The following is a 9,285-nucleotide window of genomic DNA, read 5'->3' as shown; positions in this document are numbered from 1 at the left end:
GTGCCGCAGAACCGGCACGGCGCCTTGGACCATTTGAGCTTGGCGTCCTGGCCGGCGACCAGGGACTGCTGGGCTGCGGCCGGAAGGCTGATCTGCGCCGCGGCCGCGGCCGTGATGGCCGCCTTGGCCTTGATGTAGTCCCGACGTGTCAGTTTCACGACTGCCCCTCCCCTATTTCAATAACTGCGTCGCCCTTATCCACCTAGTGATAGACGAGGTTAACCGACATGACGCCGTTCAGCAGGTTGATCTCGCTGATACGGGCGACGATTTCTCCTTCATCGGCGGTTTCCAGCACGACCACCATTTTCCCCTCCGCCGCGGCATGGATCTCCAGCCCCGGCATGGCCAGGACAGAGGCCGCGACAGCCGGCATGGTGTCGGGCATGGCCTGTACGATCAGACTGGAGATATGGACTTCATCAGGCAGCATCGGATGTCTCCAAAGCTTCATCGGGGATCACTGTCACGGCTCCCGCCGGACAGGGGGAAACACACGCGCCGCACCCTATACAGGTATCTGTCTTGACGTGCGGCTGGGATGGCCGGCCACGCGTCGCCGTGAATATGATTGCCTCGGTTAGACAGGCGTCACGGCAACTCTGGCAAACGATGCCCATCCTGGCGAAGCAGGCGGCGATGCGCGCCACCTGGGACTAGGGAGCGCCCTGCGTCAGGTCGAACACGGAAGCCGGGCAAGTTCCGGCGCAATCGCCGCAGAAGGTACATTCACCGGTCTGGAAGCTTACTTCCGGATAACCCCCGTCACCGGCGACGATGATGCCTTCCGGGCATGCGGCCGCGCAGGCTCCGCAGCGCGTGCAGGCTTCCAGCACTCGGTCATTGCGAGCGTACGGTGGCCGGAGCGGCGCAGGTGCCGGTCGCAGCCGCCCTCTGAGCAGGCTACGACGGGCAGGATCGATCCTGTTTTCCAGCATGGTTTCAGACCGGCGGCGGGCCGGGAGGTCCTGCGATGGTCTGGTACATCCACACGATGAAGCCATAGCCTCCCACGACCGCTATGGCGACAAAGGGCCAGATGACGAAGGCGAGAACCAGGAACATGATTATTTCCCGCCGTCTGGCCGCGGAATCAACAGGAGGGGCATCAGTCGGATGATCGATGGAGTTTTCATGAATCATTACCGCTCTTCCCCGGGCTGTCTTTAGGATGGTTTCTGCCTGGTTTCCAGGCACCATAGCGCGTCAGATCCCGAATGGAACAGAAAAAATTAATTCCGACAATCATGTGCGCAGCAAAAACCTCCGGTTAGGATAAGACAACAATTTTCAGCTTTTTTTATTTTTCGAGTCGCCATTTTTTATGGTCCTTAGGGGTTCAATTGCCAGGTATTCGCTCTGAAAGAGAAATAGTTTCCGCTTTAACCAGCTAAAAACTGGAAAACGTTGCGCTAGAGCAAACTTTGGCCGATTTCATCTTGACTCGAGATGCACAGACGGACCGCAAAATCGAGGACGTGGCTTGAGATCCTCAAGTTCCGGGAAGGCTATAGCGCACCCATGTGCTCGTGATCGACCTCGATCCCCGTGAGCACCTATTGGGCATGCGCCGTCTTAATGACCCTGATCAAACGAAAAGAATTTCCTTCGGCTTGATTGCGGTCAAAGAACAGCATGCGCAATGCTGCATAATCTGGATCAAATTCCCTGGAGTTGATGATGAGCGCCCCGACACATCCGCTTGACCCCGACATGCTGCTAGCCGACGCAATCGCTGGAAACGCCGATGCAGTTGAAAGGCTGTCCACCCTCAATCAGGCGCTGGCCGGGCTGCTCGATCCAGCCCACAGACACGCCATGACCGGACAAATTCGGCTGGGCGAGGCGGCGCGGGTCGCCGGCGTATCATTCGAAACGTTGTGCAGGGTGCTGCGGGAAGAAGCGCCAGCATCTGAGAGCACAAGCGATCCTGAGCCTGATCGTCCTTCTCCGAGGGAAGGAAAGACAGCCGGCGACTGGTTCGAGCAGGCTGAGCGCCTGTCCGCCCCTCACCTGGACGTGCGGCCTCTCCTGGCATCGGGGCAAGATCCGTTCTCCCAGGTGATGTCCATGTCAGCCCAGGTGCAGCCGGGCGGTTTCATGGTGGTCGATGCGCCGTTCGACCCGGCACCGTTGCGCCGGGTGCTTGCCAAAAAGGGATTCACCTCGCTGGGCCGCCAGTTCGGTCCGTCCCACTGGCGCATCTGCTGGCGGCGCGAGATGATACTGCAGGTCGAAGCGGAGACCGACGAGCCCATGCCGCGCCACGGACCCGAGCCGTGGAATGACGCCGATGGCATCCATCTGGACGTTCGAGGCCTGCAGCCGCCGGAGCCGCTGACTCGGGTGCTCGACCTGATCGACCAGGGCGAAACTGACAACCTTGTGCTCCATCACGACCGCGAACCGGTCTTCCTTTATCCTATGCTGGCTGAGCGGGGCTGGTCGTGTTTGTCGGTCGAGCACTTGCAGGGTGAAGTCCGGATCAGGCTGGTACGGGAACCCTCGTGATATCTCCTGGAGCCCGGCTGCTGCCGGCCTCAATCCCGTTCCGCTTCCTGGCGGCCGCCCTGCTGTTCCACCTGCTGGGATGGACGGCAATGGCGGCCAGTGCGCCGATCCTGGCCTCCGCGGGGGGCGGGCTTGGCCTGCCGGTCGCGGGGTTGCACCTGATGACGCTGGGCGTTCTGACCGTCACGGCCGTGGGCGTCGGCTTCCAGCTGCTGCCGGTGGCGATCCAGGCCGACCTGCCCGCCGTGTGGCCGTGCCGGCTGATCAGCTGGCTGCTGCTGCCCGGCGTCGCGGTGCTGGGCTGGGGCATGATGATGGCGGATCTCTGGCTGCTCGGGCTCGGCGGAAGTGCTGTCGCTTTGGCCCTGCTGGTGTTCGTGGTGGTGGTCGGGCTGGCTCTACTCCTCACCAACCGAACCAAACCGCAGGTCCGGCTGGTCGTTCGCCACCTCTGGGCGTCATTAGCCTGCCTGGTGATACTGGCGGTTCTGGGTCTCGCCCTGCTCGGCGACTTCACGCACGGCTACCTGGACGACCACCGGACCGTGGCAGTGATCCATCTGGCGGTCGCGTGCTATGGTTTTCTGGGACTATTGGCCGCCGGCTTCGTACAGGTGCTGGTGCCGATGTTCGCCCTGGTGGCGCCGCAACCAGAAGGCCAGGCCAATGTCGTGCTTGTCCTCGCGGTTGCGGCACTCGTCATGGCTTCCACCGGTGCCTTCGCGGGGGCAGCTTCCGTCGGTCTCGTTGCGGCATGCCTTCATGTTCATGACATGGCAGGATTGATGCGCCAACGGAAGCGCCGCGATCTCGGCACCTCATTCCTGCTGATCCGGCTGTCCTGGATCATGCTGCCGCTCAGCCTGGTGATGGGGCTGCTCCTGTCTCTCGATTTACTGCCTGCCTGGGGACCCGGCGTGTTCGTGCTGACACTGGTGGGCGGCTGGCTACTGAGCCTCGTGCTCGGCATGCTCCAGCGGATATTGCCTTTCCTGGCTGCGATCCACGCGGCAAAAGCCGGACGGCGCATTCCCAAGGTGTTAGAACTTGGCAACAGTCGGATCCTGCAGACCCAATCAGCCTGCCACGTCGCAGCCCTGGCAATGGCCGGAGCCGGAATGGCATTCGACCTGGAGGCGTTGATCCGCGCCGGTGCTCTGGCCGGAGCAGCGGGCGCCGCAGCCTTCATTGTCTACGCACTCGCCATTTCTCTTCGTATCAGGGCTCTTCCCCCAGCCCGCACCGCTGCATCGAAGGAAAAAACCTCCCCCTGACCTCCAGCGGTTGATCGTGTCGATGCTGACGCGCAAGGTCATGGCATGGCACCTATGCAATTCCTCACCTTATTAGTTGCTGCAACAACTGAATTCATCATTATATGTTGCAGTGCACAATGATCGTCTTGCTACGGCCAGGGCATGCTTGCTCGTCGGCCCGTAGTAGCGTCTCGCCCTGTAAGGCAACAGGGAAAGGCACTGGTAGTCTGCCATGCCTGCCGGTGAGATAGGCCTTCCCACCAGGTGCAGCTTGGACCGTTCCGAGGCCGGAAATTATCAGTCTTCCCTGGTCCGGAAATGAAAATTCCCGAAAACCTTAGAAGCTTGGATGCGTTGTCATGTTAAGTCAGCAGGATATGGAAGATTTTATGGAAGTCGATGCCGCTCTGGCCGAGCCGCAAAAGGGTAACGCCAAGCCCAGAAAGGTGAATGGAGCGGCTGAAACCGGCACAGACACCGGTGATACGCAGCATGAGGTTCGTGACAGGACCTAAAGGAAAATGCGGAGCCTGTTTGCGATCAGCACTCGATATTTAGAGCGCTGGGTCAAGGCAGGCGTGCGTACGCAAACCCGACACCCATCCTGCCGCCCTGCCCCGCTGTCGGCACCGCTAGCATCCACTATATGAAGAGAGCCGATAATCCGAGGCGCCGTAGTCATCGAGGAATTCATTAATGGCGGCCTTGATGCCCGCCCCTTAAACCTTCATAGACTTACGTGCGACAAATGGTGCAATGCAAAATGAATCTGCCTCGAAGGGTTGATATGCTGCGCTGCACACAAACATAGAGACTATGACAACGGCGAGGCGATCCGCCTTGCTCAACATAAAACTGGAGGAATAACTCATGGCCGATGATCGGACCAGGAACCAGACCAACCGCGTGACTGAAGCTGCTGTCGAAGCCACTAAGACCGGAGCTCGTGCCAGCGCTGATGTCGCCCGCAAGGGTGCCGAGACGACCAGGCGTGCTGTCGAAGCCAACGTCGAGGAAGCTACCCGCGCCAACATCGACGCCGCTGACAAGGGTGCCAAGACGGCCCAGCGTGCCGTCGAAGCCAGTGTCGAACAGGCTGACCAGACAGCTCGCAAGGGCATTGAAGCGGCGCAGCGTACGATCGACGCCGGCGCCGATCGGGCCCGGCACGTTGCTGAAGCCAGCGTCCAGGAGATTCAGCGCGGACTGGATCGCTCCTCACGCCAGATCAGCACGGTTGCTGACCAGGCAGCTCGCGCGGCACGCGAAGGCACCCAGCGTACCAGCGAGAACCTTGGCGTCGCCATGCAGGTCGTCACCACGGCGGCTTCGGGTTACCAGTCGGTCGTGACCGAGCTGGTGGAGCAGAGTCAGCAAGCGTTCAAGCGCAATGTCGATACCTTTAACCAGGCTCTTCGCGTGCGCAACGCCACTGACCTGCTGAACATCCAGACTCGTTATCTCCACGACAGCCTGGGCGCCGTGCTGAATACCAGTGCCCGGATCTCGGAGATTTCGGCCGAGACCGCCGCCGAAGCGGCCGGCAAGCTGCAGCAGCGCCAGAGCGCCTGACGCCTGAGCCTTCAGGCTCCTGCAACCGATTGACAAGCCGCCGGATGGTGAAAGCCATCCGGCGGCTTGTCCGTTTATACCGACTGCCTATCCGCGTGTAGCTGGAACTGAAAAGCGTCAGAGGTGAGCTGGGATAGACGACGGGCAGACATCATTCCCGGCCTTTTTCGAGACGGAGCAGTCGCGAGAATTCCGTCGAACGAGGTGATATCACCCGCTGGCACCCTTTCCCGTCAATGGGCCAGCAGAACAGGACAGTTGATCGGGTGATTGAGCATGTACCGCGTCGCTCCGCCCAGGATGATCTCGCGGAGGCGGCTGCGACCATAGCCACCCATCACCAATAGTCCGGCCTTCATTTCCGTGGCGGTTGTCGCAAGCGCCTCGCCAACCGACCTGCCGTCCTGCTTAACGGTCAGCACTGACGCTTTGACGCCGTGCCACGCGAGATGCCTGGCAAGATGCTCTGAACGTGGATGCGGACGTCCAGAAAATGCCGCCAGCGAGGTATCTTCCCTGTCGCCTTCCACGATCACGATGGTGACCATGCCCGCCCGCGTGATGAAGTCCTGGGCGCTTGCCACGGCCCGGGCCGCCGCCAGGCTGCCATCCCAGCCGATCACAACGGAACTATTTATCTCAGACATACCGCCTGCCCTGAGGAGTACGGGGCGGCCGGACTCGAACAGGGCGATCTCCAGGATCTCAAGGTCCGCGAACTTGTCAGTTGGGCGGGATAGCAGCGTCAGGTCAGCCGTGCGGGCTTCCTCACCGATAAGGCGCGCCACCGGACCGGTAATCTTCCGCCACTCAGCCGTCACACGGTCCGAGCCCATGGGTTTGGTCGTGACAGGGATCGAAGCGGCGGTTGTGGCCTGATCGAATGTATTCCTGGCCGCTATGGAAATCTTGTCGGCCTCGCGTTGCGCCTGGCTGATTATGGTGTCGAGCATTTCGGGAGAAAGTCGATTATCGTAGAAATGCATCTCCCGCGTAGCCTCCCATCCCACGTGCAGGACATCGACATGTGCGGAAAATGGGCTCGCGAGCTTGAAGGCGTCCTCCAGAAGGTTCGCCTCCAGACCGTTCGACGGAACAAGAATATGCCTGATCATCGTGCCCTCCCTGGTGCTGCCGCGTTGGAAAAGGCAGCTGCGGCCGAGTATCCGAACCGAATCAAATTCATGTCAAGCCGCCAGCGTCTTTCCCGGAAACTCAGCAAGGGTTCCGAGGCCTCGGCGTCAGGGCCAGGACAGTGACGCCTTCCGCCCACCGCCCGGCATCTCCTGCTCTCTGGATGAGATAACCTGGGAATGCGTCCTCCTGGTGGATAAGCTCTCCGCTCTCAGGCCGCGAGCAGCTCGTCAGCCGGTCCGAAGAACTCATAGTGGATACTGCCCAGCGGAACGCCAGTTCTCGCCAATCCCCCGACCATGGCACGCAGGAAGGGGCGCGGACCGCACAGATAGTAAGCTGCTTCCTCGGTAGGCGTGTTGCGGGCGAGCCAGTCGGCCGTGATCAAGCCCGGCTCATCGTAGTGGAGACCCAGCTGATCCCCCTGAACAGGCGTGTTGTAGAAGGTGCTCACCGTGATGTTGCTGGCCTGTGAGGCTAATTCCCGGGCGTGCTCGCCCATGGCATGCACGCGACCATTCTCGGCGCCATGTATGTACCAGACCGGTCGTCCGCTGCCCGACCGTGCGATGGTTTCCAGTATGCTCATCATCGGTGTGAGTCCGACGCCGCCACTGAGCAGCACGACCGGACCATCGTCCTTCTCATCAAGGAAGAACTCGCCGGCCGGCGGCGCCACCTTGAGCGCCGTGCCGGGGGCGGCATGATCGTGCAGCCAGTTTGAGGCGAGGCCAGGAGGCACACCCGGCCTCGCCTCGCGCTTGACGCTGATGCGATAGGAGCGACCGTCGGGAGTGGAGGAGATCGAGTAGTTGCGCTTGAGGTGCCCTGCACCCGGCACATCCAGCGCAAAGGTGAGATACTGGCCAGGGCGGTGGTGCATGACCGCGTGGCCGTCGGTCGGTACCAGGATGAAGGAGCGGATGACCTCGCTCTCCTGTTTGGTGGCTTCCACAGTGAAATCGCGCCAGCCGTTCCAGCCTCCCTGGGCGGCGGCGAGCCGGGCGTAGATGTTGGACTCGCGCGCCATCAGCAGGTCGGCCAGGAACCAGTACGCCTCGCCCCAGGCTTCCAGCACCTCATCCGTGGCAGCGTCGCCCAGCACGTCATTGATGGCGCCGAGCAACGCCTCGGCCACGAAGTGATAGTGCTCCGGCAGGATGTTCAATGCTACGTGCTTCTGGGTGATCCGTTCCACCCTGGAGGCCAGCACGCCGAGATTGTCGATATTGCGGCCATAGGCGATCACTGCCGCCGTCAAGGCCTTCGACTGGGAGCCCGTCTCGCCGTGATGGGACTGGTTGAACAGGTCGCGGATTTCCGGATTGGTGAACAGGATCTGGTACATGCGGTCGGTGACCGCGGTGCCACCCTTCTCCAGCGCGGGAATGGTGGCCTTGACGATATCGATGGTCCTGTCGCTGAGAGCATCGGCCATGGGGCACCTCCTCTTTGTGTCGGGCTATCCGCCCTGTTCCGGCTTGGGAATGGCTCTACACGAGTTTCGGGGTGTACTGAGGCCAGCAAAGATTTGACAGTCCAACAGAGACTTCTGTCAAAATCCGCTTACCTCGGCTCTTCGTCGTATGTTCCGGTCAGATCATGGTAGATCAGGGCAATGCGAACAGCTTTGTCGCCGGCGTTGATTTCCATGATCGCTTCTTCGAAGTCTGGAGGGCCTAGAAACCCTCGAACATTATTGCTGAACCCATAGGGTTCGGTAGGCACGCCCAGAGCATTCTTATCAAGCTTGCCGTTCCCGTTCTCGTCATGAAACAGGATAATGGTGTACTGTCCAGGATCGAGATTGGTGAGGACCACTGCACTTTTCATCGCGGCGTTGGCCCTCAGAGCCACTGCGGCAAACCGGCTAGGATCGTTGAGGAACCCGTCCTTGTCGGACAACTCGATGGCGCGCGTAAAGCTTTCAAAACTGTCATAAAGTCCAATCAGGAGTGTACCCTGAGGCGAGCGGATGCCTTCGACCGTAATTCTAAGTTCGCTTGCGTTTACTGCGGGAGCGAACAGGGTCAGCAAAAAAGTCAGCACTGCTCTCATCAGACACTTCTCCGCTTTGGCTCCGGCACGCGTGACCGGACATCACTGATCAGGATAGAAGCGATTCAACAGGCTGCTGCGGGATCTATCCCGTTCTGACCCATTTCAGGCCGATCAAGGAGCGCATCTCCGACTACGTGTTCGACATCGAAGGCAGGTATGTCGTCCATGTCGAGTATCAGGACACGAAGGCAGCCGACATGGGCTTCCGTATGGTGATCTACAGGGTGTTCCTGCGAGAACATTTCGGTCCGGGCATCCCGATCAAGCAGTTTGTTGTCTACACCGGCAATGAGCCTGAAATAGGCTGGGACATCCATTTTCCGGACAATATGATACCCGGACCCTAGCCCGCGATCGCCATGCGGCGCCTCGATCCCGCCCCCTTCCTTGCATCGGACAACATCGACGACAACGTGCTGGCTATCCTGTGTCGGGATGGCACCAATCCTGCTATCATCCAGGAAGTCGAGCGTCGAATAGAGGCCATGGATGAAACAGGTAAGTCGCAAGCGTATCTGAAGATCATCTTGTGTGGCGCGGTAAGGAAAGTGGAGATTTTAGCCATGCTGAAGAACGCCGAGATCGACCTGAGCAAATACGAGGACTACCCATTTGTCCAGACACTGAGGTGGATCCCATTGGTGAGGCAACTGGGGTGGCGGGTTAAGCGAGAATCCCGCGGGATCATTGCGCCGTGTCGATGCCGGGCATCGGTGTCGGCGCGAACCGTAGGGTAACCGCTATGTTTTCA

At 60.3% G+C, this 9,285-nt stretch carries 13 protein-coding genes; 6 read left to right on the top strand and 7 right to left on the bottom strand.

The window, feature by feature from the left end:
- Nucleotides 1-202: 202 nt before the first annotated feature.
- From N826_RS37575 to napE, 4 genes are read right to left on the bottom strand one after another with little or no spacing between them, the layout of a single operon-like run.
- Nucleotides 203-433, bottom strand: coding sequence for a chaperone NapD (locus N826_RS37575; RefSeq protein ID WP_044437603.1), 231 nt, complete (start codon nt 431-433; stop codon nt 203-205).
- Entirely contained in the window at nt 423-620 is a 198-nt protein-coding gene (locus N826_RS46220) for a 4Fe-4S dicluster domain-containing protein (protein WP_373866657.1), read from the bottom strand. The genes N826_RS37575 and N826_RS46220 overlap by 11 nt, the downstream gene beginning before the upstream one ends.
- A gap of 36 nt (nt 621-656) precedes the next feature.
- Complete coding sequence (locus N826_RS46215; protein WP_373866656.1) at nt 657-938, bottom strand: 4Fe-4S dicluster domain-containing protein; 282 nt, start codon at nt 936-938, stop codon at nt 657-659.
- Between the two features lie 4 nt (nt 939-942).
- Nucleotides 943-1,143 carry a periplasmic nitrate reductase, NapE protein gene (napE, locus tag N826_RS45850; protein WP_044437602.1) on the bottom strand — a complete coding sequence of 67 codons (201 nt, stop codon included), beginning with the start codon at nt 1,141-1,143 and terminating at the stop codon, nt 943-945.
- A gap of 537 nt (nt 1,144-1,680) precedes the next feature.
- On the opposite strand from napE, the gene N826_RS42555 reads away from it, so the two are divergent.
- From N826_RS42555 to N826_RS37550, 4 genes are all read left to right on the top strand, one after another.
- Complete coding sequence (locus N826_RS42555) at nt 1,681-2,511, top strand: DUF2249 domain-containing protein (RefSeq protein WP_052832767.1); 831 nt, start codon at nt 1,681-1,683, stop codon at nt 2,509-2,511.
- Nucleotides 2,508-3,785 carry a hypothetical protein gene (locus tag N826_RS37555; protein ID WP_044437601.1) on the top strand — a complete coding sequence of 426 codons (1,278 nt, stop codon included), beginning with the start codon at nt 2,508-2,510 and terminating at the stop codon, nt 3,783-3,785. Before N826_RS42555 ends, N826_RS37555 begins: the two co-directional genes overlap by 4 nt.
- A 341-nt stretch (nt 3,786-4,126) precedes the next feature.
- Nucleotides 4,127-4,282, top strand: coding sequence for a hypothetical protein (locus tag N826_RS43955; RefSeq protein WP_157599422.1), 156 nt, complete (start codon nt 4,127-4,129; stop codon nt 4,280-4,282).
- Between the two features lie 355 nt (nt 4,283-4,637).
- Complete coding sequence (locus N826_RS37550; protein WP_044437600.1) at nt 4,638-5,339, top strand: phasin family protein; 702 nt, start codon at nt 4,638-4,640, stop codon at nt 5,337-5,339.
- 233 nt (nt 5,340-5,572) lie between these two features.
- Here the strand turns inward: N826_RS37550 and N826_RS41080 are convergent, their stop codons facing one another.
- The 3 genes from N826_RS41080 to N826_RS37535 form a co-directional block, all read right to left on the bottom strand.
- Entirely contained in the window at nt 5,573-6,454 is an 882-nt protein-coding gene (locus N826_RS41080) for a universal stress protein (RefSeq protein ID WP_052832766.1), read from the bottom strand.
- A 230-nt stretch (nt 6,455-6,684) separates the two neighbouring features.
- Nucleotides 6,685-7,911: an NO-inducible flavohemoprotein gene (gene hmpA, locus N826_RS37540; protein WP_044437599.1), complete on the bottom strand. Its 1,227-nt coding sequence runs from the start codon at nt 7,909-7,911 to the stop codon at nt 6,685-6,687.
- 128 nt (nt 7,912-8,039) lie between these two features.
- A complete protein-coding gene (locus tag N826_RS37535; protein WP_052832765.1) occupies nt 8,040-8,531 on the bottom strand; it encodes a DUF2141 domain-containing protein in 492 nt (163 codons plus the stop codon).
- Nucleotides 8,532-8,668: 137 nt separating this feature from the next.
- Between N826_RS37535 and N826_RS37530 the strand changes: the two genes are divergently transcribed.
- A complete protein-coding gene (locus tag N826_RS37530) occupies nt 8,669-8,881 on the top strand; it encodes an RpnC/YadD family protein (RefSeq protein ID WP_044437598.1) in 213 nt (70 codons plus the stop codon).
- A 12-nt stretch (nt 8,882-8,893) separates the two neighbouring features.
- The gene (locus N826_RS37525) at nt 8,894-9,271 is read left to right on the top strand and encodes a hypothetical protein (protein ID WP_044437597.1); all 378 of its coding nucleotides are present in this window, start codon (nt 8,894-8,896) and stop codon (nt 9,269-9,271) included.
- Nucleotides 9,272-9,285 lie beyond the last annotated feature (14 nt).

This window comes from Skermanella aerolata KACC 11604 (assembly GCF_000936425.1).
Classification (GTDB): Bacteria; Pseudomonadota; Alphaproteobacteria; order Azospirillales; family Azospirillaceae; genus Skermanella; species Skermanella aerolata.
The sequence above is the reverse complement of the archived record's forward strand: the minus strand, read 5'-3'. Positions and strand labels throughout refer to the sequence as shown.

Excerpts from the sequence above, each read along its gene's own strand:
- N826_RS37575 (WP_044437603.1), bottom strand. The coding sequence starts at position 433 with ATGCTGCCTGATGAAGTCCATATCTCCAGTCTGATCGTACAGGCCATG.
- N826_RS46220 (WP_373866657.1), bottom strand. The coding sequence starts at position 620 with ATGGGCATCGTTTGCCAGAGTTGCCGTGACGCCTGTCTAACCGAGGCA.
- N826_RS46215 (WP_373866656.1), bottom strand. The coding sequence starts at position 938 with ATGCTGGAAAACAGGATCGATCCTGCCCGTCGTAGCCTGCTCAGAGGG.
- napE (WP_044437602.1), bottom strand. The coding sequence starts at position 1,143 with ATGATTCATGAAAACTCCATCGATCATCCGACTGATGCCCCTCCTGTT.
- N826_RS42555 (WP_052832767.1), top strand. The coding sequence starts at position 1,681 with ATGAGCGCCCCGACACATCCGCTTGACCCCGACATGCTGCTAGCCGAC.
- N826_RS43955 (WP_157599422.1), top strand. The coding sequence starts at position 4,127 with ATGTTAAGTCAGCAGGATATGGAAGATTTTATGGAAGTCGATGCCGCT.
- N826_RS37550 (WP_044437600.1), top strand. The coding sequence starts at position 4,638 with ATGGCCGATGATCGGACCAGGAACCAGACCAACCGCGTGACTGAAGCT.
- N826_RS41080 (WP_052832766.1), bottom strand. The coding sequence starts at position 6,454 with ATGATCAGGCATATTCTTGTTCCGTCGAACGGTCTGGAGGCGAACCTT.
- hmpA (WP_044437599.1), bottom strand. The coding sequence starts at position 7,911 with ATGGCCGATGCTCTCAGCGACAGGACCATCGATATCGTCAAGGCCACC.
- N826_RS37535 (WP_052832765.1), bottom strand. The coding sequence starts at position 8,531 with ATGAGAGCAGTGCTGACTTTTTTGCTGACCCTGTTCGCTCCCGCAGTA.
- N826_RS37525 (WP_044437597.1), top strand. The coding sequence starts at position 8,894 with ATGCGGCGCCTCGATCCCGCCCCCTTCCTTGCATCGGACAACATCGAC.